Origin of the sequence: Thermogemmatispora aurantia, assembly GCF_008974285.1 — a bacterium.
Lineage (GTDB): Bacteria > Chloroflexota > Ktedonobacteria > Ktedonobacterales > Ktedonobacteraceae > Thermogemmatispora > Thermogemmatispora aurantia.
This window is the reverse complement of the sequence record NZ_BKZV01000001.1, coordinates 171,319-194,521: the sequence shown is the minus strand read 5'-3', so window position 1 is coordinate 194,521 and position 23,203 is coordinate 171,319. Positions and strand designations below refer to the sequence as shown.

General features: G+C 58.3%; 15 protein-coding genes. 9 read left to right on the top strand and 6 right to left on the bottom strand.

Features of this window, described 5'->3' with window-relative positions; all coding sequences use genetic code 11:
• Position 1: 1 nt before the first annotated feature.
• The 4 genes from aat to KTAU_RS00735 form a co-directional block, all read right to left on the bottom strand.
• Positions 2-577, bottom strand: a complete 576-nt coding sequence (gene aat / locus KTAU_RS00750; RefSeq protein ID WP_151726588.1) for a leucyl/phenylalanyl-tRNA--protein transferase — start codon at positions 575-577, stop codon at positions 2-4.
• Positions 578-674: 97 nt separating this feature from the next.
• A complete protein-coding gene (locus tag KTAU_RS00745; protein ID WP_151726587.1) occupies positions 675-1,154 on the bottom strand; it encodes a DUF4188 domain-containing protein in 480 nt (159 codons plus the stop codon).
• A 97-nt stretch (positions 1,155-1,251) separates the two neighbouring features.
• Positions 1,252-1,866, bottom strand: coding sequence for a TetR/AcrR family transcriptional regulator (locus KTAU_RS00740; RefSeq protein ID WP_151726586.1), 615 nt, complete (start codon positions 1,864-1,866; stop codon positions 1,252-1,254).
• Between the two features lie 159 nt (positions 1,867-2,025).
• The gene (locus tag KTAU_RS00735; RefSeq protein WP_151726585.1) at positions 2,026-3,897 is read right to left on the bottom strand and encodes a S53 family peptidase; all 1,872 of its coding nucleotides are present in this window, start codon (positions 3,895-3,897) and stop codon (positions 2,026-2,028) included.
• A 1,256-nt stretch (positions 3,898-5,153) separates the two neighbouring features.
• On the opposite strand from KTAU_RS00735, the gene KTAU_RS00730 reads away from it, so the two are divergent.
• Positions 5,154-5,435, top strand: coding sequence for a hypothetical protein (locus tag KTAU_RS00730; RefSeq protein ID WP_052888578.1), 282 nt, complete (start codon positions 5,154-5,156; stop codon positions 5,433-5,435).
• 321 nt (positions 5,436-5,756) lie between these two features.
• Here KTAU_RS00730 and KTAU_RS00725 read toward each other — a convergent pair whose 3' ends face one another.
• Complete coding sequence (locus KTAU_RS00725; protein ID WP_151726584.1) at positions 5,757-6,173, bottom strand: hypothetical protein; 417 nt, start codon at positions 6,171-6,173, stop codon at positions 5,757-5,759.
• 625 nt (positions 6,174-6,798) lie between these two features.
• Between KTAU_RS00725 and mnmA the strand changes: the two genes are divergently transcribed.
• From mnmA to KTAU_RS00705, 4 genes are all read left to right on the top strand, one after another.
• Positions 6,799-7,947, top strand: a complete 1,149-nt coding sequence (gene mnmA, locus KTAU_RS00720) for a tRNA 2-thiouridine(34) synthase MnmA (protein ID WP_151726583.1) — start codon at positions 6,799-6,801, stop codon at positions 7,945-7,947.
• A complete protein-coding gene (gene lepA, locus KTAU_RS00715; protein ID WP_151726582.1) occupies positions 7,944-9,758 on the top strand; it encodes a translation elongation factor 4 in 1,815 nt (604 codons plus the stop codon). The genes mnmA and lepA overlap by 4 nt, the downstream gene beginning before the upstream one ends.
• A gap of 874 nt (positions 9,759-10,632) precedes the next feature.
• A complete protein-coding gene (locus KTAU_RS00710; RefSeq protein ID WP_151726581.1) occupies positions 10,633-11,082 on the top strand; it encodes a cupredoxin domain-containing protein in 450 nt (149 codons plus the stop codon).
• A gap of 415 nt (positions 11,083-11,497) precedes the next feature.
• Positions 11,498-11,698 carry a hypothetical protein gene (locus KTAU_RS00705; RefSeq protein WP_112427636.1) on the top strand — a complete coding sequence of 67 codons (201 nt, stop codon included), beginning with the start codon at positions 11,498-11,500 and terminating at the stop codon, positions 11,696-11,698.
• A gap of 301 nt (positions 11,699-11,999) precedes the next feature.
• Here KTAU_RS00705 and KTAU_RS00700 read toward each other — a convergent pair whose 3' ends face one another.
• On the bottom strand, positions 12,000-13,775 hold the full coding sequence (locus KTAU_RS00700) for an acyl-CoA dehydrogenase family protein (protein WP_170292957.1): 1,776 nt from the start codon (positions 13,773-13,775) through the stop codon (positions 12,000-12,002).
• Positions 13,776-14,204: 429 nt separating this feature from the next.
• Between KTAU_RS00700 and KTAU_RS00695 the strand changes: the two genes are divergently transcribed.
• From KTAU_RS00695 to KTAU_RS00680, 4 genes are all read left to right on the top strand, one after another.
• The gene (locus KTAU_RS00695) at positions 14,205-16,064 is read left to right on the top strand and encodes a phospholipid carrier-dependent glycosyltransferase (protein ID WP_151726579.1); all 1,860 of its coding nucleotides are present in this window, start codon (positions 14,205-14,207) and stop codon (positions 16,062-16,064) included.
• 309 nt (positions 16,065-16,373) lie between these two features.
• On the top strand, positions 16,374-18,755 hold the full coding sequence (locus KTAU_RS00690) for a DUF2298 domain-containing protein (RefSeq protein WP_151726578.1): 2,382 nt from the start codon (positions 16,374-16,376) through the stop codon (positions 18,753-18,755).
• Between the two features lie 46 nt (positions 18,756-18,801).
• Complete coding sequence (locus KTAU_RS00685) at positions 18,802-21,147, top strand: flippase activity-associated protein Agl23 (protein ID WP_170292956.1); 2,346 nt, start codon at positions 18,802-18,804, stop codon at positions 21,145-21,147.
• Between the two features lie 219 nt (positions 21,148-21,366).
• Positions 21,367-23,203: flippase activity-associated protein Agl23 (locus KTAU_RS00680; protein ID WP_170292955.1), on the top strand; the 1,837-nt coding region annotated here is incomplete at its 3' end.

Sequence of the window (23,203 nt, the reverse complement as noted above, 5' to 3'; positions counted from 1 at the left end):
TCTACCAGGTGCAGGACAATTGAAGGGCGTGACGCAGGCGACGCTCGTATTCGCGCCGGGGAATCTCGCTAGCCCCCAGACTTGCCAGGTGGGGGGTCAGAAACTGGACGTCGTGGAGAATATAGCCGCGGCTTTTGAGGTGCTCGACGAGCGCCACCAGACAGACTTTCGAGGCATCGGGGGCGCGCGAGAACATGCTTTCGCCCATAAAGGCTCCTCCCAGAGCTACACCGTAGAGACCCCCCACAAGCTGACCGGCGTGCCAGGCCTCGACACTATGGGCTAGACCGAGATGGTGCAGCTCAGTGTAGGTCTGAATAAAGGTTTCGCTAATCCAGGTCTCCTCACGGGCTGCGCAGGCGCGCATCACTTCCGTGAAGGCGCTATCCATGCGGATCTCATAAAGACCTTTGCGAAGTGTAGCGCGTAGAGAACGAGAGACATGCAGCCGCTCGTGTTCGAGGATGGCGCGCGGGTCTGGAGCATACCAGTGGATCTGTCCCTCGGAGTCGGCCATAGGAAAGATGCCCCGCGTGTAGGCATAAAGGACAGTCGCGACATCAAGCTGGTCCGCCATCTGGTTGGCCCTCCGTGCTGGAGCGCGAGCATTGTGGCAGGCTTGAGCCTGACCTCTTGTTGAGGACCTTGCAATTTATTGTAACATAGCAGGCCCGCTAGCTTCTGGCAAGCCGCCCAGCCGCCGTCGTTTTGCGTCCCACAGCTGGAACGAGCTGACCAGCCTGCGCCAGCCCGTAGGGAGGCATATTGTTATAAATGCATTCGTAGGCCCCGGTCTCAACACAATAGGTTTCGTGCCAGATACCAACCACGCCGCTGCTCCCAACACGCCGATTGAATGCGACCCAGGCCGGCCAGTGCTGGGCATTGTGCTCTCCAGCGTAAGCAGCAAGCTGCTCGAAAGAACGCCAGTACTGGACGACCATGCTGTTGGGGAAGCCGATGTGAAGATGATAGCCAAGCAAGCCAAGCTCGGGCTGGCGCTGAAGCTCCTTGAGCATGCGTGGCATAGCCACAAGGACCGGAAGCCATTTGTGAAGCTGCCAGGGCCGATTGATGCGCATGCCGATTAAGAACACAACAAAGCTGCCCTCGATCTGAGCTGTCATGCGTTGCTTGATGATGGAATGCGCCATTGACTCTCTCCTTTGTCTGGTAACAACGGTCCTCTGTACCTTTTCCGTATAGCTCTCAAAAATCGAACATCGTTCGGTAGTGAAAGGAACAAAAAAATCAGGAGCACTGCAAACCGGTGATCAGGCCCCGGAGGACCCGCTCGTGCAGATCCTCAAGATCCTGACCTTCGCTGCTGAGCAGCGTAAGGCGTAGCATAGCCATCCCGTGGACCACGGCCCAGCAGTGATAGGTCATTTCTGCAAGGCTATAGTCGGGGCGTGGAAGGAAGACGCCCTGGTCGATGCCGTCGGCGATGATCTGGCGCAAGAGACTATATGCGCGGCTGGCTTCAACGAGGCGCAGAGGATCTTGCTCGCTCCTGCTGCTACTGAAGGTGAGCAGATACTGCTGAGGAAAGGTACGAGCAAAGCCTAGATAGGCCAGTCCTGCTCTGAGCAAGCGCTCGGCAGGTGGCAGCTGGGGCGGAATCTCGCTGAGCGTCTCGGCGAGTCCTATCAATGTCTTTTCACAGAGAGCAGTCACGATCTCTTCCTTGCTGCCAAAGTATTCGTAAAGCGCAGCTGGACTGTATTCGATGCGGCTGGCCAGCTCGCGCATTGATAAAGCCTCCGGCCCCTTCTCGCTGAGGATCTCTTCCGCGGCGCTCAAAATGCGCTGCCTGGTGCGGGCACGCCGCCGCTCGCGCGCCCTGCCTGGATGCTGCTTTTCCATAATTCTAACGCCATTTGAAAAGTGAACGCTGTATGGATACGATACACGAGTCCAGCACCTCTGTCAAGGGGGGAAGTAGAGGGGGAGAAAGGAGATCTTGCCGGTGTAGGAGCAAGGGCAGGGGCTTCTCTACGGCCCCTTGCCCTTGCCTTGCTGCTCTCAGGCCGACTGCAGGCGCTGGAGGAGGGCGAAGAAGTTGGGCGATCCCCAGCCGGTGACATAGTCCCAGCCGGGAGTTGCGCGATAGAAGCCGTTATCACCGCTCACAACATCATTGAACAGTTGGGAGCGACCGGGATGGTTGGCCAGCCAGTAGACGGTCGGTGTGCTGCCGAAGAGAGGTTTATGGAGCTGGCGCAGGCCCTGATCGACCAGAGTCAGGCCCGCGGCCCAGATGGGAGCGGCGGCGCTGGTGCCACCGGCTCTCACCCAGCGCCCATTCCAGAAGATAGCAATGTTATCGGCGGCGGCTGCCACATCGGGGACCTGGCGCAGGCCGTTGGGGGCCTGCACTGGCGCGAGATCTGGAGTCAGAATCAGATCAGCCGTCCCATCGTAGTGGCTATTCAGGCCAGGGCCGACCTGCCAGGAAGGGCGCTTAAAGAAAGAGGACTGGGTGACGCCTCCACCGCTCCCCCAATCGTTATGGCAGAACGATCCGGCGCCGGCCACACGTCCCCAGGCCGTTTCGGCAGTGCGCGCATTATGAGCATTCACCTGCAGGATGGTACCGCCCACAGCGATCACGTAGGGGATGGCGCTGGGCATTTCCACCAGGGCGATATTGGGAAGACGCTCTGAGAAGGCCCCACAGTCGCCGCTGCTCACAAGAACAGAGATTCCTTCTGTGGCCATAATGCGCAGCACTCGTGCCAGGCTGAGTTGTTCGTTGTCGCTGAAGGCATCCTCTGGGGCTCCATAGCTGACGCTAAGCGCTGCCACGCGATTCTCTGCGGCGACACGCTGAAAAATTGCCAGCATGTCCTGAGTCGAGGCCTCCTGTGCCTGGTAAATCACCAGATGGGCTTGCGGGGCCAAACTGCCTGCCAACTCGATGTCAAGAGCGGCCTCACCCTGACCGGGCCCGGGCGCTACCTTCCCCACGACGTTCTCAACCTCGATAGAAGGTGGCTGCACTCCCGCGCAAGCGAAGTACTGAGCAACATCGTGCGAGTCAAATGACTCGTTCAATTCGAGAATGCCGATGCTTGTACCCTGGCCCTGCAGGCCATGCCGGTAAAGCTGGTCAAACTGGTAGGCGGCGGCCAGCTGAGCGTGCGTCAGGGTCTGCCTGGCTCCATACTGACGGCAGTCTCCTGCCTTAGCCGCCGCTGCTGGACCCGACTGCTGGGAGCGCTGCTCTGGCTGGAAGATCCCGAAGGTACTGAGGCCGATGATCGACTGGACCAGGGAGGCGATGTGAGCCGGCAGACTGGGCTGACCCGTGGGCAGATAGAATTTCTGACTGAATTGTCCATTTTGCTGAATATACTGCTGAAGCTGCAGGTGTAGACTGTGTTCGATGGTGCCCACCGAAGCTTCTACCCGTAGCGAGGTGGCCAGGCTGTCGACTGCCAGGATGCGGTAACCCTGGCTGCTGAACCACTGGCGCACGTTTTGGATCTGGTCATCGCTGGGACCAAAGGCCTGACGGATCTGTTGCGGCCTCAGATAGTGCCCGTAGAGCGGTGAGCCGGGCGTATAGATCTGGGCGAGTGTGCGCTCCAGGGCCGTATCGTTATACAGCAGGTTAATGGTCAGAGGCAGGACGAGGTCTTGAGGCACAGCTTGACCGGGGGGGAGATTGCGGATCATGGGGCGATCGACAATGACGTGATTGCCAGGAAGGGGAGTCGGAGCCTGTCTGGTGACGACTGTCGCTGCTGGCGTGGCATGGCGATCAGCCTCTGGAGAACCAGGGCCGGGGAAGAGACAGGCGCTCAGTAGGAGCGCCAGAAGCAGACTAGCCAGGAAGGCACCTCTGCACCTGGGCAGAGAGACTCCAGCTCGAAAGGGGTCACTGCTGCTCATCGGCGATTCTCTCCTCCTAATCGGTCGAGACTAGCCAGTGGCTGTCTGCACGACGAGTGGACCTGGCTGGAATGGCCGCGGATCTGGCCGCTCGCCCGAATTCTTCTCACTCAACGTCGGTCATGCCTGGTGAACATAAGGCCACGAGCAAATGGCATCCACCCACACCCACCACGGAGGCAAGCGGGGCGGCGTTCCGAGCGGTGACGATAATAAGTGTAGTCGAGGAAAGAGAGAATGCAGTGAAGTAGCTAACACTGCCGGTGTGATCTAAGTGATCGGCGAGAACCGGCATAAGATCGAGATGTCTGGCGACTTCGGAGAGAGAAAGCCCATTGCCTGATCAGGCCAGGCGCAGCGCGGCCCTGGCGCCGGCGACCGCAAGCGAGTGGCCCGCAAACATCAGGACCAGCTCAGTCGAGCGGCTCTCGGCGGTGGCTGCTTGCTCTAGCTTCGCCAGCACTTAGCAGGCCCACAAGAGTGGCGAAGGAGCTGGACGGGTCTCGGCTAGTAGTGAAGAATTGTCGTATTTTTATCTATAGTTGCAAAAAGATTATAAGAGTGGAAAGGCCGTGAAGTGAACAACGGCGGGGCGGTGGTGAGCGGAGCGCTCACGGAGTAGCAGGTAGCCTGCTCGACTGGTATGGTGCGGCCTCTGGCCGGCCTCCGGTGATGGGGCAATCCCGCCCCTGGACATTCACACCAATCTGTGGTATACTTGGTCTTACCAGGACGGTGCAGAGTTTCAACGGAGAAGATATCAATTACGAGGGTTGCCGCCTATGCACTCAGAGAAAGAGGATGCACGGGTTACGTCGCGGAAGGCAGGCGTGTCAGCCCATATTGCCAACGGCTAGCATGCATACACACTGGGGAGGTTCGGCCCTGGTGTTTTTTATTTCTTTTGTCACGGTCAACATGCACTCATCACCAGGCTCTACACAGATTCTTCACATGATGGCGTTGCTGGGGTGTCTCCCAGGCGCAGGTGGCCTCCGTATCTGATTGCGAAGAGGAGTGAGTGGGCCAGTGTTGGTGGCTGTTCGTCCCTCTGCTCCGGGGGCGAGACTTCGCGTGAAAGGAGGGTGAGACACGCTCTCGGGCCTTCAGCCCCTTGCACATTGAGAACATTGCTGATGGGATGGGATAGGCCACACCTATTGGCATGAGCTGTTGTCCACGCCTCGTGAGACAGTTGTCGTTGATCTGTATGTGAAGTGGTGCTTGCTTGCTACACCTGAAGGAGAGTACCGACCGTGAATTCAAGCATGATCAGCAAAATCGCTAAAGCCAAGCGTTATGCCGAAGAGCCTGAGCGTATCCAGTTTACGCGCTTCGAGGCCAAGTTCCGTGGCGAGAACGATGTCCATACTACCAATTATGATCATGGAGTCTGGAACTGCACCTGCCGTTTCTTCCAGGACTGGGGGCATTGTTCGCACACCATGGCCATGCAGCGCGTGCTGGGCGTAACGATCCCGGCTGAGCATCGCCAGGGTATTTCTGCCGGGCTGAATACTGGACCCCTGATGCACTAGCGCCGGGCAGGATAGGAGGCAGAGCAGCGCGAGCCTTGCAAGGCTCTCTCCTCGTTCGGTTGTCTGGCTTTAGACGGCTGTGCGGCCTCTAGACAAGCCATCCAGGATGAGAGATCCTCGACACTGAAGGAGAAGAAAAAGAAGAAGCACTGAGGGAAAGAGGAATAGCCTCGGTGCTTCTGTTCTTTTCTTTGGCCCTGGAAAGCTGGCTGGATCTGTGCGAGCCTTGTCCTGGAGAGAAGAAACAGCTCCCCTGCCACATTCGCTACCCGGTTTGCTGGGCAGTGGGGGGCGCGCTGGACGGGAGGCAGCGCTGCTGTTCTAGCCGCCGAGAGCTGGCACGAAATGAAGGACGATCAGTGTTGCGAACATGATAGCTGCCAGGATCATAATGATCATCAGGTCTCGACGGACATACGCGTAGTGCTCTGGGGTAACTAAAGCGGCGCTGCGCTGGGCAGCCCGGCCCGCCTGGCGGCGAGCAGCCAGCTTGCTGGCCGCGCTGGTCGGACGAGAAGTTTCAGCAGGAAGCGCCGAGCGTTCCCGCTCGCGTGTTTCCTCGGGACGAGCCTGGGCAGCGGTGCTAGAGGTATGCTGTTGGCTCTGCGAGGCTGGACTATTTTCCAGGGTAGAAACTCTGGTATGCTCCCCCTGCCCTACCTGGCGAACCAGCTCGATGTGCTTCTGCGCACGGGCCTTCTGCCGTGTCCCGCTGCGTGCACCTGCTTTCTTTGCCATTGCTGACTCACTCCTGCTTACACGGGCCCGCTGCCGCAGCCCTGGGTCTCTCTGCGCGTGCTGACAGGGTCTGCTGCGGTCGGCGCGGCGCCGCAAGATCTTCACCTCAGCCAAGGCGGCTGCTCTTCCGTTGCTCACCAGCTCAGCTTTACTAAGCGCGACGAGGGTGACTCGATCCGCTCTCCTGCCGCTGAGTCGAGCTTGTGTGGGTGTCGGCCTCCGGCAGCCAATAGCTGTCAGGCCTGTTGACGTTGCGCCTATTATACACGATAACAGCCTTCTCGTCGAGAGGTAGCTCAATCAGACGGGACTGACCGAGGCACGGCAGGGAAAGGCTCCATCGGTTTGACAAGGACGACAACCTGTGCTACACTGAGCGAAAGTACAATTCATAGAGCACTCAAAGTGCGTCAACCACGCTTGCAGAGGGGCCGATTCGGGCGCGGGGACTGAAAGAAAGAAGGAAGGAAAGACAGAGAGAAAGAGGCTAGCCAGGCGGTGGGCTAGTCTTTTTTCGCTCACTTGGGCCGTTCGCCCTCAAGGACAGCCTGTCCCAGTTGATCCTGGTGAGGATACTGAGAGAAAGACAATAGACGAGTGAAAGTAGCGGGAAGGAAGCAGCAGTATGGCAAGAATTGTTGTTGCCATGAGTGGCGGCGTGGATAGCTCGGTAGCGGCTGCCCTTCTCAAGGAACAGGGGCATGAGGTAATCGGCATCATGCTGCGCCTCTGGGCTGAGCCAGGCAGCGAGGAGGATGACGGCGTTGAGCGCGTGGTGCAGAACAAGTGTTGCTCACTGGAGGCGGTTGACGATGCGCGGCGCGTAGCTCGCCTGCTTGACATTCCCTTCTATCTGATGAATGTCGAGCAAGAATTTAAGGATCAGGTCGTTGATTACTTTTATCGGGAGTATGTGGCTGGTCGCACTCCCAATCCCTGTCTGGTCTGTAACCGCTTTATTCGTTTCACAGTGCTCTTGAAGCGAGCGCTGGCGCTAGAGGCGGACTATCTGGCCACTGGCCATTATGCGCGCGTTGAGTGTGATCCCCTGACAGGGAAGTATCGCTTGCTAAGAGCGGTTGATCGGCAGAAGGATCAGTCCTATGTGCTGCACGTGCTGAACCAGGAGCAGCTCGCCCGCGCCTGGTTCCCATTGGGAGCCTATACTAAGGAGCAGGTGCGGGCGATGGCGGCGGAGCGCGGTCTGCCTGTGGCCAGCAAGCCCGAGAGCCAGGAAATCTGTTTTGTGGCCCGCGACGACTATCGCGGTTTCATCCAGCGTTATGCGGCCAGCGAGGTCGCCGCTGGGGTTGCTGTCGGTCAGCGCAGCGCCGTCCTGCCGGTCCCGCGTCCTGGTCCGATCTATGATCGCGAAGGCAACCTACTCGGACAGCATCGAGGTCTGGCTTTCTACACCATTGGGCAGCGGCGCGGCCTCGGATTGACCTCGTCCCATCCACTCCATGTGCTCAAGATTGACACGGAGCGGAACGCCCTGATTGTTGGCCCGGCAGATGCCCTGGAGCGTACCAGCTTTACCGTCCACTCCATGCACTATATCAGCGGCGATGTTCCGACAGAGCCATTTGAAGCGGCGGTCCGCATCCGTTACAAAGCCAGCGAGCAGCGAGCGTGGGTGACGCCGCTAGAGGGTCGCCGTGCTCTTGTCACGCTGGAGCAGCCGGTGCGAGCTGTTACGCCAGGGCAGGGCGCAGTCTTCTACGGCGGCGCTGATGGCGATGAAGTGTTGTGCGGAGGCATCATCGAAGCATGACGGATCAAGCCCATATTCGCAACTTCTGCATCATCGCGCACATCGATCATGGCAAATCGACCCTGGCCGACCGCCTTCTGGAATACACAGGCACCATTTCCAGCCGCGAGATGACCGAGCAAGTGCTGGACCAGATGGAGCTAGAGCGGGAGCGGGGCATTACCATCAAGGCTCAGGCTGTGCGCATGCTCTATACGGCGCGCAACGGCGAACAGTATGAACTGAATCTAATCGATACGCCAGGACACGTCGACTTCACGTACGAGGTCTCGCGCAGCCTCGCTGCCTGTGAGGGGGCCTTACTGGTCATCGATGCCACACAGGGGATCGAAGCCCAGACCCTGGCTAATCTCTATCTGGCCCTGGAGGCGGACCTCACCATTATTCCGGTGATCAACAAGATCGACCTGCCGAGTGCCGACCCTGAGCGGGTGCGCCAAGAAGTTGAAGACGTCATTGGCCTGCCCGCTAGTGAGTGTCTCCTGGCTTCAGCCAAGGAAGGAATCGGCGTCAGCGAGATTCTGGAGGCCATTGTCGAGCGCATTCCACCGCCACATGGCAACCTTGGGCGTCCCTTACGTGCGCTGGTCTTCGATTCGCACTATGACAGCTACAAAGGAGTGATCGCCTACGTTCGCATCGTGGACGGAAGTGTGCGCGTCGGTGATCGCATTGCCATGATGGCTACTGGTAGTGTCACCGAAGTCATCGAAGCTGGCTACTTCCAGCCACGCATGGTCTCGACACAGATCCTCAGCGCTGGAGAGGTAGGCTATCTAGCAACGGGCTTCAAAAACGTCAAAGATTGTCGGGTTGGCGATACGGCTACTGTTCCCGAGGTCCTCGGTCAGATCGAGCCACTGCCAGGTTATAAACCGGCCAAGCCGATGGTTTTCGCTGGCTTCTATCCGGTCGATAGCGATGACTATCCACTGCTGCGCGAAGCCCTGGAGCGACTGCAGCTCAATGACGCTTCGCTCTCCTTCGAGCCGGAGACCTCCGCAGCCCTCGGTTTTGGGTTCCGTTGTGGGTTCCTGGGTCTGCTCCATATGGAGATCATTCAGGAGCGGCTGGAGCGTGAGTATGGCCTGCGCATTCTGGCCACAGCACCTAACGTAGAATATTACGTCACGAAGCGCAACGGGGAAGTGGTCAAAGTCGATAACCCTTCGGCCTTCCCCCCACCGGGCGAGATCGAAAAGATTGAAGAACCGTGGGTGGAACTCTCAATCTTCTCCCCAGCCCGCTATATTGGCCCGATTATGGAGCTGGTGACGGCGCGGCGCGGCGTCTTCAAGGAGATGAAATATATTGAGGCCGATCGCGTGTTACTGACATACAGTATGCCGCTAGCCGAGTTGATTGTGGACTTCCACGATCAGCTCAAATCACGCACACAGGGCTATGCCTCTCTGGACTACAGCTTTGCCGGTTACCGCGAGGCCGATCTGGTGAAGCTGGATATTCTGGTCAACGGGCAGCCGGTCGACGCGCTCTCCATCATTGTTCATCGCAGTGAAGCTTATCGCCGCGGGCGTGCGCTGGTTGAAAAACTACACAAACTGATCCCTCGTCAACTCTTCGAAGTGCCCATCCAGGCAGCTATTGGTTCGCGCGTCATAGCACGTGAGACCATCAAGGCTCTGCGCAAAGATGTCCTGGCCAAATGCTACGGGGGCGATGTCACGCGCAAGAAGAAGCTGCTGGAGAAGCAGAAGGAGGGTAAGAAGCGTATGAAGATGGTTGGCAGCGTGGAGATTCCTCAGGAGGCCTTTATGGCGGTGCTCTCCCTCAAGGAAGACGGAGAATAGCGCGATTCCCAAAAACAAAAAAACAAAAGGACGGGGCATAAATAGGCCTTACGTATGCCCCGCATACCCTCTGTTTACGCCTGCCAGGACCCGACGGTCACCCCGTCGTCGCGACCGCCCATAAACCTCTCAGTTGCAGCGGTTGTCAGATCGATGGCGCAGCGCTCAGAGGCTTGGAGTGCCCGCTTTTACGGGCGCTCCTAGTCAATTTGGAACACCATCCCTAAGAGGCGTATCGGTTTCTTCATCTGCATACAACCTCCTTTCGGGATTCCAAGCAAAGCCTGCGCCTTGTGCCAGGGTCGTTCCCTGGAAATGTTCCCTGCCAGGAACACTTAAAGTATACCATCCTGTCTCACGGAAGTCAAGGAGGACCCGGGCAAGAAAGGTAGCTTGTTGAAAATTTGCAAAATCAATGTCAGGCTGCTTGTAGCAGTCCTGCTACTCAAGAAGCCTGAAAAGCTGAAGAAAGATGGTGGATGGTGAAGCCGGTTAGGCCGACTGCTCCTGTAGCATCTGTCTGTGCTGCTGACGGAGCCTATGCCTGTCAGGTGGAAAGTTGAGAGCTTGCCTGCTCTCCATCACGAGCTGCGGCAGCTGGGATGGAGAACGAGGGAGACGCGAGCATTGCGAGTGGGATGCCAGCATTTGCAGTTGAGCTAATAGATCAGGTAAATACCCGACGCAATATCGGGTATTTGCCGGATTTGCAGAGGCTGCGGGTCGCCGTATTATATCCTCGAAAGCAGGAAGAGCCGAGAGACAGAGAGAGCGTTAGTTGTAGCTCTGCGAGCCAGGGGCTACAGCGCTCTGTCGTGCGTGCAGATTGTTCTGCTTTCGGCATCGGCTAGGATTGAGAGGCTACAAGGTTGCTATGGAGCAGAAACCTCTACGCTTGCTGTGGCTGGTGTTGACAGCGCTGGCGCTGGTGAGCCTGCTGTTGGTGGCCTGTACACGGCCTGGGACAACCAGCTCGACTGCGGCCAATGCAAGCAGCAGCAGCGGTAGTTCTTCTTCGGCGAGCAGCGCCAGCGGCGGGAACACAGTGAAGATGGACGCCACGAACTTCGAGGTGTCCTCTATCACCATCCAAAAAGGTCAATCGATTACGCTGGTCGATACTGTCGCTGTGCCGCACATTATTCAAAACGGCTCTTGGGTCAATGGAACCGCCAAGCCTGCGATTGAGCCGGGAGCTCCAAAGGTCGATGTGCAGTTCAGTGGCAACGATAGCAAGCAGATTGGCCCTTTCACTACCGCTGGCACATTTAAGCTCTACTGTACGATCCACCAAGGGATGAACTTGACGGTGATCGTCAAGTAGATGGGCCTTACGTTAAGGGAGGAGGTCGCGGGTGGCAGGAGACACGAGAAGATGAGGCTGCCTCCCAAGCCCTCCTCTCGAAAAGAGCTGGCAGTTTAGGATTTTTGCAGATAGGAATGTTGGTAGCCCCTTTATACCGTTTTTGGCGCCAGACGTATCATAGAAATGGAGACTATGAATGAAGTCGGTGGTGGTGCGGGGGCTGCAACCTGTTTCGTTGTTCAGGCGTATTCTGTTGAGGAGCGAGAATCTCCATCAGGGTAGCCCCCGATGGTCCCGCTCTTCTGTCATCCTCGCTAGCCTGCTGGGATAACTTGAGACTGGAGTGCGCCGCGCCGGTCTTTATTTCATGGCTGGTGATGGACTTGCTTGCTGTCAGACTCAGTTCTTGATCGAGAGGTGACACGCCATGTCAATGGTAGCTGCAACTGAAGATCCCAGGCTCCATCGTGCTCTGGAACTGCTTGGCGGCTCGATCGATCCAGAAATCGAGCAGTCCTTCTCTTCCCTGGAGGAACGCATTCTGGCCCAGGCTCTGGAGAATGTGGAACGGGCTGAGTGGCGCTTGCGTGAGATCCAGCGTCTGGTAGGGGAACGCGACGGCGTTCTGGCCTAAGTGAGCACCTGCGATTGCCCTCTCTCAGGTCTCCAGAGGCCACGCCTCGCCTTTTCCCCGCTACCTGGCTGAAGCTGCCGGGCCTGCTTCGGCGGGCGAGGAAAGACGGAGGTTTTTGTCTCTGGGCCTTGCTTGTCTCGTTGTTGCGTGAGCCTCGCCCTCTCCTTTCTCTGTTCTTCATTCTTCTCCAACTATGGAGATAGTCTATGTTCACCTGTCCGCCGTCGCGATGCCGGCCCATTTGCCCCAGCCTCGCATCGACACGCCGGGCCGGCATCGCTGAAGGCTTTTTCCTCTTTTTTTAGATCCCCTGTCTGAAACGAACCGCTCCCTGGATCAGCGTCTCGAACTGGTCCAAAGGTCGGCGATCGTCGTCTGCCTGCCAGCCATCGGGGTGAGGCTGCAGATGTCGCCTCATAAAGAGTTGGGCCAGGAGCAGCTGCCGTTCGCCAACGGCCTGCGAGGTACTGAGGCTGGTGGCTGCCTGCTCTAGCAAGAGTATGGCGATGGTGACTTGTGCTAGACGCTCGACCAGGCCACGTAGGGGCAGCTGGGCGCTTTCGGGGTCAAGCGTCGTCAGGGCCTCGAAGCGAGCTGCGACTTGCTTCAGGCTGAGCTGGAGATCGTGAACACTCTCCGTCAGCTCAGGGCGTTGGAGAGCACGCAGTCGCTCCTGTAGCCAGGCGAAGAGCTGCAGGTGGCTGCCCTCACGGCTCATGGCCCGCGCGACGTCGAGAACGATCACGTTGCTGGCTCCTTCCCAGATGGCGTTGACGATGGCGTCCCGTAGGAGGCGCGGATTCACCCAATCTTCTACGTAGCCATTGCCTCCCCGCATCTCCAGCGCTTCCAAGGTAACGTACTCGCCTCGCTTGGGGATGTAGTATTTGCACAGAGGTGTCAAGATGCGCAGCAGGCGGCGATCTTCCTCGCGCCCGTAGCGGTCAACCCGCTCCAGAACCGCTGTTGTCTCGAAGGCCAGTGCTGCGCAGCCTTCGACTTCGAGGAGGAGATCAACTAGTTGGCGCCTCATGAGGGGATGGTCACAGAGACGACGCCCGAAGACGATGCGTCCGTGGGTGTGCACTGTGGCCTCTAGCAGGCTGCGCCGCATGGCGGCCAGGGAACCGATGGCTGCCCAGATGCGGGTCAGGTTGATCATCTCGGTCATCTGGACGAAGCCCCGTTCCAAGGCTCCCACCTGGTAGGCCAGGGCGCCCTCCAGGGTTACTTCACCTGTGGCCAGCGAGCGAGTACCCAGTTTCTCCTTTAAGCGGTTAATGGTGTAGGCGTTGCGTCTTCCGTCTGGCAGACGACGGGGTACCAGGAAAAGGCCTAGACCCCGTGTTCCGGCTGGAGCGCCGCTGGGACGTGCCAGGGTGAGAATCAGGTCGGCAGAGACGTTGGAGCAAAACCATTTCTCTCCCCAGAGCTGCCACTGGGGCCAGGACTCAGTCTTGTTCTCGCTGCCCTCGTGTCGACGGGCTATGGTGGCTGTTTGACCGACGTCTGAGCCACCTTGCTTCTCGGTTAAGAACATAGCCCCCTGCTGGAGCTGATCCAGGCTGAGGGCGGTCAGATGAGGAAGAAAATGCTGCTTGAGTGCTTCATCGCCGTAGCGCTCCAAAACGCGAGCCAGGGCATCGGTCATGGAGACAGGACAGAAGACGCCTGCTTCGGCTTGCATGCCGAGATAGGCCAGGGCAAACTTAACAGGCTGAGGGACGCGTCCGGGCCAGCCTAGGGCACCCTCACGGTGGGTGCAGGCGGCGATGGCAAAGTCCTGATAGGCGATACGTTCAAGTTCGTGATAGGCCGGATGAAAGATTACTTCGTCGATGCGCTGACCACGCCGATCGTATTGGCGCAGTACCGGCCCGTGTCGGTCGGCAAGGGCGGCCAACTCATCCATGCGCTCGGAGGCAACTGCCCCCATGTGCAGAAGCAATGGGCGCGCGCGCTCGTAGTCGTCGGGAGAAAGATGACGCTGGAGCAACTGCTCCAGGATGGGATCGGCTTCATAAAAGTTTATGCCCTCAGTGCCGGGCATCAGGCTCTGTTCGTCCAGGGCAGGCACTCGTGGCCTCCTTTCCGCTTCTCTGCTTGTGATGGGTGGGCAGATTCTTCGCTTCCTCCAACCTCCCATAGGCAGTGTAGCATATCTTCAGATCTTCGGGGAGTGAAGCTGTGCCTGTTGCCTGACTGCCGAGGCTATGGTATCCTTTACAGAGAGCAGCGATGCTGCCATTTTGCGGAAGGAGTCCGACTATGTCCACCAGCATCTCCCCTCGGCTTCCGGTGCTGCCCGAGGCTCTCGCTTTGATCGCTGGCTATCGATGTTCTGCGGCCCCGCCATCTGTGGTCGGGTCCTCTCTCTTGACCACTGCAGGCAATCCTCCTATACTAAAGGCCACAACCACAGGAAAAAGACGATAGCTTGCTGTAGTAGGCAGCCGTGGCGATAGATGGTTCATCTTTGCTAGAGTAGAGACGACAGAGGCGCTCCGTGAAGCTTGTTATTCGCTGGCGTCCACTCGCCCTGATCGCCTTGACAGTGCTTGGCTTAGCGCTTCGCCTCTATGGCCTGAATTGGGATGATGGTAATAGCTTCCATCCCGATGAGCGCGAGATTCTCTTTCACGTCGTGGCGATTGCTCGGCCCACAAGCTGGGCCCAGTTCCTGGACGCAGCTCACTCTCCGTTGAATCCACAGTTCTTTGCTTACGGCTCGTTCCCGATTTATTTGCTGGCTGCAGTGGGCGCGGTCTTGAAGCCTTTCTTCCCCGCCCTGGGGAACTTTGCCACTCTCACGCTGCTGGGCCGCGCGATTTCGGCCCTCTTTGATAGTGGGACGATCGTGCTCACAGCTCTCTTGGCGCTCTTGTTGGTGGAGGACGAGCAGCCTGGCCGACCTCGCGCCTGGGCTGTGGCTCTGCTGGCTGCTGCCCTGGTGGTGTTCACCCCCCTGCAATTACAGCTCTCACATTTTTACGCAGTCGATACCATTCTGGTCTTTTTCATCACTCTCACGGTGCTGGCCTGTGTGGCCCTGGTCAAAAGTGAGCATCCGCTCCGCTGGGCACTCCTGGCCGGCCTGGGCTATGGCCTGGCGCTGGCGACGAAGTTTAGCGCAGCTCCCCTGATCGTTCCGTTGGGGCTGGCTTTTGGCCTGCGGTGGTGGCGTCAAGGCTCCCTGCAAGGCTGGGGGCTATTCCTGCTCTCGCTGGTCACAACCGTGCTGGTCTTCTTTGTGGCCATGCCCTATGCTTTTCTCGATGCACGGGACTTTATCCAGCAGGTCTCATTCCAGGGGGACCTGGCCCGCGGCCTGATCGATCTACCCTACGTGCGCCAGTTCGCTGGTACGATCCCCTATCTTTACGAGCTGCAGAATATGGTTCTCTGGGGCCAGGGTCTGACATTGGGTTTGACCGCCCTGGCTGGCTTGCTCTGGCTCTGTTGGTATCTGCTCAGCCGACGCCTGCTCTCGGCCTGGCTGGTTCCGCTCTCCTGGGTGGTGGTCTATGGAGCCATTACAGGCAGTTTCTATGTCAAGTTTATGCGCTATATGCTGCCGCTCTATCCTTTCCTGACGTTGCTTGCTGCACTCCTGCTGCTGCAGATTTTGGTCTGGCTGGAGCGGTGGCTAACGCATAGGAGGGGGCAGGTTGAGGGTAAAATCGGGGCGGGCCGCGGCCCCCTGGCGCGCGCGATCGGCTATGGGCTGGTGGGAGTGGTTTTGGCCGGCACGGCCTTTCAAGGTCTGGCTTTGCTGAATGTGTATAGCGAGCCAAATACGCGAGTGATGGCTTCACGCTGGATCTATGCCCATTTGCCGCCGGGCAGCGTGCTGACCTACGAGCAGTGGGATGATCCGTTGCCTGTGCCGGTCGATGGCCATGACCCCAGCATCTACCGTCAGGCAACCTATTTGAATGCTGCTGGCCAGCCTCAAACAGGGTTGGATCTCTATGGGGATGATACCCCGCAGAAAGCCTGTACCCTGGCCAAGCTCTTGCCGACTGTCGATGCCATTACGATGCCTACTGATCGCCTCGATAAGTCGATCCCGCGCCTGCCCGCACGCTATCCGCTGACGATTCACTATTATCAACTCCTATTTAGTGGACAGCTGGGCTTCCATCTAGCTGCTCAGTTTGTGGTGCGTCCGCATCTCTTTGGTATTACGCTCGATGACAGCGGGGCTGATGAGAGCTATTCGGTCTTTGATCATCCGGTCGCCCGCATCTTTGTGCGTGATACCCCCTACCCTTACACGCCGCAGCAGCTTTTTGAGAAGCTCGTGACTGGCGTGCACTGGCCTCAGCCTGTTAGTTCGCTAAGTTGTGCCTTCTCGGCCCCTTAGTCAGCGTCGAGTTCTCTTTCCTCCCAGGATGAGGCTGCTTGCGGGACAGAATGAGCGCCAGATTCGTTGGTAATTGGAGATGGGGGAGGTACTGCAGGGCAGTAGCTCCGAGCCAGTTGCTCCCTAAGATGTGCTGCTGGCCACTTGCTGGTATGCAGCTCTGTGCTGCGATTCGCGGGCGTGCTGATGAGGGCTGGGCTGATCATGGCTTCTGAGCTTCTGCCTGGCAGGTGACCCATGTGTACAGGGGGCTGTGACATGGTGGCTCAGGAGCTGAGAAATCTATGGTGGTACTGATCGAGTATTCCTATGCTTGACTTGCTCTTGATATGGGCTTTGGTGGAGCTGCTGGGCCTGCTCTGCCTGCCGCTGACTGTGACAGTCTTGCGCAATCTCCCCGACCGCGGCTGGGCCTTTAGTAAAACCCTGGCGCTAGCGCTCTTCGCCTTCTGTGTATGGCTGCCTTTGATGTGCGTCCAGTCCTGGCCGTTCAGCCGCGCTTTTATTGCCGGGGTCTTCGTAGTGCTTCTGATCCCTGCTCTTGCGGGCCTGCTGTTGGTGCGTGCGACGCTCTTCAAGTTGCTGCGTGCGAACGCGATCTATCTGGTCAGTTGCGAGCTGGTCTTCCTGGGTATGGTCTTTTTGCTCGGGTGGATTCGCTCCTATGGCCCTGATATCCGCGGCTTTGAGATGTTTATGGATGAGGGCTTTATTGCGGCAATTATGCGCAGCCCTCATCTGCCGCCGAATGATATGTGGTATGCCGGCTACCCGATCAACTACTACTACTACGCTCACTTTACGATCGTGGTGCTGGCAAAGCTTCTAGGACAATCTCCTTCCATCGCTTTTAATACTGGAATCTGTATCTTTTTCGGGCTGACGGCGGTTAATCTCTTCGGCGTGGCCTGTAATGTGATTGCTTGGGCCAAGCATGTCCGCGCTGCTGGCTCTCCTCCTGATGATGGACGCGCTGAGGCGCCAGCTTTGGCTTTCCCGCGCCTAACGGCCGCTATACCCTACGGACTCCTGACGATGGCGCTCGGCTTGATTCTGGGCAATCTGGCCGCGACGCAGCAGTGGTGGCGCGATCACGGTGACCTCAATCAGTTCGACTGGTTTGCGCCCTCACGGGTAGTTGATAAGACGATCAATGAATTCCCCGCTTTCAGCTTTCTGCTCTCCTGTTTCCATGCCCATGTACTGGCTCTGGCGTTCACTATCCTGGCCATTGCTTTAGCCTTTAATCTCTTGCTGGCGCGCGAGGGTCAGGGGATCTTCATCTTTGGTCGCGGCTGGCGCCTCCCGCTGACCCTGGGCGTAACGGCGATGGTGATCGGCGCGCTCTTTACGATGAACGGTTGGGATTATCCGACTTATCTGGGCCTGGCTCTGGTCTGTATTGCCCTGCAGCAGTGGTTGCTTCATGGGCGTCGTTTCCAGGGGACACTTCTGGTAGATATTGCCGCGGCAACAGTTCCGCTGGTCATTCTCTCGCTGGCCTTCTACCTGCCTTTCTATTTAAGCTTTGTATCGCCATCTCAGGGAATCGGGGTGGTTGGCCCTGCTGATCGCTCGTCCCCTGGCCAGGAGATTCTGATCTATGGTCTGTTTGCTTTCGTCTTTCTCTCCCTGCTGGTGGCGAGCGTGGCCAGGTTACCTGCCTTTGCTGAGGAGGAGGCTGCCACTGAGAAGGAGGATGACCCGGCTGTCCCTGCTCCTGGCTGGCTCAAGTGGCTCGTGCGCTTCAGCGCTCAGTGGTTGAGCTTCTGGGTGATCGCTTTGCTGGGCCTGGCGACCCTGCTCCTGATGCGCAACAGCGGTACATTTGTAGCGGCAGGCGCTCTGGCGGCGGTGGGTGCAGTGCTGGTTCTCTCTCACTTGCGTGATCGGGCCCTGGCTTTTACGCTCTTGCTTGGCTCGCTGGCTTTTGCTCTGGTAGCAGGCTGCGAGGTATTCTATCTGCGCGATGTCTTTGCCGACAGCTACCCACGTATGAATACGGTCTTTAAGTTTTATTTCCAGTCGTGGGCTCAGCTCTCGATCGCTTGTGGGGCTGCTCTCTTCTTTATTCTAGAGGCTCTGCGTCCTGGGGAGATGGTGGCGCCACTACAGCGCCTTCTGCAGGAAGGTTTGCAGGTGGTGTGGACGGCGGCCCTCTGTCTCTTGCTGCTGGCCGGGGCGGTCTATCCGGTGGCAGGGAGCTATACCCGCACGGACCATTTCGCACAACGGAGCAATAGCCTGGATGGGCTGACTTATCTGTCCCAGACTGATCCCGGCGACTATGCGGCAATTCGCTGGCTCAATGCCCATGTTGACGGTGATCCTGTCATCGTGGAGGCGGTTGGCCCGGACTATAGCGATTACGCTCGGATCTCGGCCTTTACTGGCCTGCCGACCATTATGGGCTGGGTCGGCCATGAGTATCAATGGCGTGTGAATTGGCTGAATAATGTGGCCTACGCTGCTGATTTTAATCGGCGAGCCAGCGATGTGGCAACGATCTATACCAGTCCTCAAGCCAACGTGGTACGCTCGCTGCTGACTCTTTATCATGTGACGTATGTCTACGTGGGACCTCTGGAGTTGGCGAAATATCAGGCGATTAATTTGGGCCATTTCCCTTCATTCTTGCGGGTGGTCTACTCTGCCGAAGGAGTGACAATTTATAAGGTCGAGCTGTCATAGGTATGACCTCCGCTCTTCCGGTGAAGGTTGTATGAGGAGTTGGGCCTTGAATTTGAAGAGGTTTGAGCATCAGCCTGTAGATAGTCGGTCGGATCAGGGTGAGCTGCTAGCTGGAGCAGTGGCTGAGCAGCCAGACTCGCTTGAGCAGGAGAAGGTTTTCGCTCAGGCTAAAGACTGGCGTTCTAGACGCGCTCTGCGCCGTCGAAGGCCGTCCCGCGGCCAGGTTCTGGAGTGGGTGGCATATGGGGTGGTGTTGGTGGTGGCGGCGGTATTGCGCTTCTGGGACCTGGGGGTGCGCCCGCTGCATCACGATGAGAGTCTCCATGCCTACTTCTCCTTGCAGCTGTCGCTGAACATTTTGAGTTATCACTATGACCCGCTCTTGCATGGACCATTTCAGTTTCACGCGATGGCGTTGGTCTACAAGCTGGCCCAGCTGGTGGGAGTACCTGATCAGGGGGTGAATACGACCACGGTGCGGCTGCTGGCGGCGACGCTGGGGACGGTGCTGGTGGGCCTGCCGTACCTGCTGAGGCGCTCGCTGGGGAGAGTAGCGGCCTGGTTGGCGACGGTGTTGCTGGCGGTGTCACCGAGCCTGGTGTACTACTCGCGGTTTGCACGCGAAGATATCTACATGGCGTGCTTTACGCTGCTGCTGGTGGTGGGGCTGGTGAGGTATGTGCAGGAGAGGAAGCTGGGGTGGCTGCTGGTGGGGGTGTTGGGGCTGGCGTTGTCGTATGCGACGAAGGAGGCGACGTTTTTGACGATAGCGGTGGTGGGCAGCTATGGGGTAGGAGTGCTGATGTGGGAGTTGGGGAGTCGATGGAGGCTGAGGGAGAAGGTGAGAGGAGAGCCGGGCTGGCTGCCGAAGACGTGGGCGCCCCTCTTGCTGTTCGCCTATGTCCTCGTCGGGACTTTGCTGGCCAGGTGGCTTCTAGGCTGGCTTCATAATCTCTCTTTCTATATTGCTGCTCACCAGCAGGCTTCAGATGAATTTGTGGCTGTGCTGAAGGATGATACGGCGCTGGTGGTCCCCTGGCTGGGGGTGGCTTTGGGCCTGGTGGTGCTGGTGATTTTGCTGAGGGAGATGTTTCTGGGAGAAGCGGGGGTGGAGGCCGCTCGCCGGGGGTGGCGCCTGCGCCTGGCGCGTTGGGTGGATGAGGAGAAGCAGCCGGTGCTGGCGACGCTGGTGAGGATGCCCTGGACGCACTGGTTCTTTGCCATCTTACTCTTCTGGGCGGTTTTCCTGGTCCTGTTTACCGTCCTCTTTACTAATATCAAAGGCGGTATAGGAGATGGTATCTGGGCCGGTATCTACTACTGGCTTGAACAGCAGCAAGTCGCGCGGGGAGGGCAGCCGTGGTACTACTACCTGTTGCTGATCCCGTTGTATGAGCAGATAGGGGTGGTCTTTGGGGTAGTAGGGATGGTGCGATGTCTGCTGAGGCCGACGCGGCTGCGGTTGTGGCTGGTGTACTGGTGTGTGGGGAACCTGGTGTTGTATTCGTGGGCGGCGGAGAAGATGCCGTGGTTGACGATCCACATCACGTTGCCAATGATGCTGTTGGCGGGGGTGGGGTTAGAGCCGGCGGTGCAGGTGGTGCTGAAGTGGGTGCAGGAGGGATGGAGGAGATGGAGGGAGAGCAGGGAGGAGAGAGAGGAGGGGGAGCAGGAGTGGAGGCCGAGGGAGGTAGGAGGGAGAGGGAAGGTGGGATGGGCGATGCTGACGGTGCTGGTGGGAGTGGTGTTGTTGGTGCCGACGGTGCACAATATGTATGAGGTGACATATGTGCACGAGGCGGATGCGCCGCATGAGATGCTGATCTATGTGCAGACGACGATGGATGTGAACACGGTGATGGCCAAGATTGAGGAGCTGGATCGCAAGCTGGATGGAGGTCGTCATCAGCTCGCCATCGGGGTGATGAATGACGCGATCTGGCCCTTTATCTGGTATCTGCGTGACTATCCTCATGCCTGCTATAATTACCCTGCAGATTGCCCTAATCCTGGTAGCTACCCAGTCATTATTGTCGGGGGTGACAATCTCTATCTGGCCGAGACGCAGTATGCTGATACGGCCACGCATACGGGGGCCTATCTCTTCCATCAGTACCACATGCGTACGTGGTGGGATGAGGGTTATAAACCGCCCCCTTGTCTGCCGAGCAAGGCTAACAATAACTGTGCAGGACAGCAAACCTGGGGGGGAGTAGGGCCGCTGCTGTGGCTCAGCTATGGGGACAATCCGCCGCCGGGGGCGCACTTCAACCTAGTGCTGGCAGCGGAACGCATCTGGGCCTGGTGGTGGCAGCGTCAGCCCTTTGGGGCGACCGACGGCGCTTACGATATGGGCCTCTTTATTAAGAAGGGTCTGGGAGTTGCTCCTTAGACAGCGGCCACCTGGCAGGGCCTTGAGTGAGGAGACAGCGGGGCCTGACGCGGGAAAGGCTGAATTGGGCAGTACCAACTTTGACTATACTCTGGAAGGAGACCTCACTTGGACTTGAAAGGAGAGCATGCGCGATCTCCTGCTGAAGAATTTGCCGAGGCAACGTCATCAGAGTCTCAGCAGATGCCTGTTGAGGCTCAGGAGCAGGAGAGTACGCCTGTGAGCACGCAAGAAGCTGTGCAGTCTGTCGAAGCAGGTCAAGATGACCAGTCTCTCTCTCAGGCTCATGGTGATGCTGGCCGCTTGAAAACCGTTAGCCGTGGGCAGGTTCTGGAGTGGGTAGCATATGGGGTGGTGTTGGTGGTGGCGGCGGTATTGCGCTTCTGGGACCTGGGGGTGCGCCCGCTGCATCACGATGAGAGTCTCCATGCCTACTTCTCCTTGCAGCTGATGAATCAGCTTGCAAACTGGGAGCATTGTTTCGTCTTCGGCGATTGTTATCACTATGACCCGCTCTTGCATGGACCATTTCAGTTTCACGCGATGGCGTTGGTCTACAAGCTGGCCCAGCTGGTGGGAGTACCTGATCAGGGGGTGAATACGACCACGGTGCGGCTGCTGGCGGCGACGCTGGGGACGGTGCTGGTGGGCCTGCCGTACCTGCTGAGGCGCTCGCTGGGGAGAGTAGCGGCCTGGTTGGCGACGGTGTTGCTGGCGGTGTCGCCGAGCCTGGTGTACTACTCGCGGTTTGCACGCGAAGATATCTACATGGCATGCTTTACGCTGCTGCTGGTGGTGGGGCTGGTGAGGTATGTGCAGGAGAGGAAGCTGGGGTGGCTGCTGGTGGGGGTGTTGGGGCTGGCGTTGTCGTATGCGACGAAGGAGGCGACGTTTTTGACGATAGCGGTGGTGGGCAGCTATGGGGTAGGAGTGCTGATGTGGGAGTTGGGGAGTCGATGGAGGCTGAGGGAGAAGGTGAGAGGAGAGCCGGGCTGGCTGCCGAAGACGTGGGCGCCCCTCTTGCTGTTCGCCTATGTCCTCGTCGGGACTTTGCTGGCCAGGTGGCTTCTAGGCTGGCTTCATAATCTCTCTTTCTATATTGCTGCTCACCAGCAGGCTTCAGATGAATTTGTGGCTGTGCTGAAGGATGATACGGCGCTGGTGGTCCCCTGGCTGGGGGTGGCTTTGGGCCTGGTGGTGCTGGTGATTTTGCTGAGGGAGATGTTTCTGGGAGAAGCGGGGGTGGAGGCCGCTCGCCGGGGGTGGCGCCTGCGCCTGGCGCGTTGGGTGGATGAGGAGAAGCAGCCGGTGCTGGCGACGCTGGTGAGGATGCCCTGGACGCACTGGTTCTTTGCCATCTTACTCTTCTGGGCGGTTTTCCTGGTCCTGTTTACCGTCCTCTTTACTAATATCAAAGGCGGTATAGGAGATGGTATCTGGGCCGGTATCTACTACTGGCTTGAACAGCAGCAAGTCGCGCGGGGAGGGCAGCCGTGGTACTACTACCTGTTGCTGATCCCGTTGTATGAGCAGATAGGGGTGGTCTTTGGGGTAGTAGGGATGGTGCGATGTCTGCTGAGGCCGACGCGGCTGCGGTTGTGGCTGGTGTACTGGTGTGTGGGGAACCTGGTGTTGTATTCGTGGGCGGCGGAGAAGATGCCGTGGTTGACGATCCACATCACGTTGCCAATGATGCTGTTGGCGGGGGTAGGGTTAGAGCCGGCGGTGCAGGTGGTGCTGAAGTGGGTGCAGGAGGGATGGAGGAGATGGAGGGAGAGCAGGGAGGAGAGAGAGGAGGGGGAGCAGGAGTGGAGGCCGAGGGAGGTAGGAGGGAGAGGGAAGGTGGGATGGGCGATGCTGACGGTGCTGGTGGGAGTGGTGTTGTTGGTGCCGACGGTGCACAATATGTATGAGGTGACATATGTGCACGAGGCGGATGCGCCGCATGAGATGCTGATCTATGTGCAGACGACGATGGATGTGAACACGGTGATGGCCAAGATTGAGGAGCTGGATCGCAAGCTGGATGGAGGTCGTCATCAGCTCGCCATCGGAC

What these genes read in the sequence shown, in the direction of transcription:
- KTAU_RS00725 (WP_151726584.1), bottom strand. Translation starts at nt 6,173, where the DNA reads ATGGCAAAGAAAGCAGGTGCACGCAGCGGGACACGGCAGAAGGCCCGT.
- KTAU_RS00710 (WP_151726581.1), top strand. Translation starts at nt 10,633, where the DNA reads ATGGAGCAGAAACCTCTACGCTTGCTGTGGCTGGTGTTGACAGCGCTG.
- KTAU_RS00705 (WP_112427636.1), top strand. Translation starts at nt 11,498, where the DNA reads ATGGTAGCTGCAACTGAAGATCCCAGGCTCCATCGTGCTCTGGAACTG.
- KTAU_RS00735 (WP_151726585.1), bottom strand. Translation starts at nt 3,897, where the DNA reads ATGAGCAGCAGTGACCCCTTTCGAGCTGGAGTCTCTCTGCCCAGGTGC.
- KTAU_RS00690 (WP_151726578.1), top strand. Translation starts at nt 16,374, where the DNA reads ATGCTTGACTTGCTCTTGATATGGGCTTTGGTGGAGCTGCTGGGCCTG.
- mnmA (WP_151726583.1), top strand. Translation starts at nt 6,799, where the DNA reads ATGGCAAGAATTGTTGTTGCCATGAGTGGCGGCGTGGATAGCTCGGTA.
- aat (WP_151726588.1), bottom strand. Translation starts at nt 577, where the DNA reads ATGGCGGACCAGCTTGATGTCGCGACTGTCCTTTATGCCTACACGCGG.
- KTAU_RS00740 (WP_151726586.1), bottom strand. Translation starts at nt 1,866, where the DNA reads ATGGAAAAGCAGCATCCAGGCAGGGCGCGCGAGCGGCGGCGTGCCCGC.
- KTAU_RS00745 (WP_151726587.1), bottom strand. Translation starts at nt 1,154, where the DNA reads ATGGCGCATTCCATCATCAAGCAACGCATGACAGCTCAGATCGAGGGC.
- lepA (WP_151726582.1), top strand. Translation starts at nt 7,944, where the DNA reads ATGACGGATCAAGCCCATATTCGCAACTTCTGCATCATCGCGCACATC.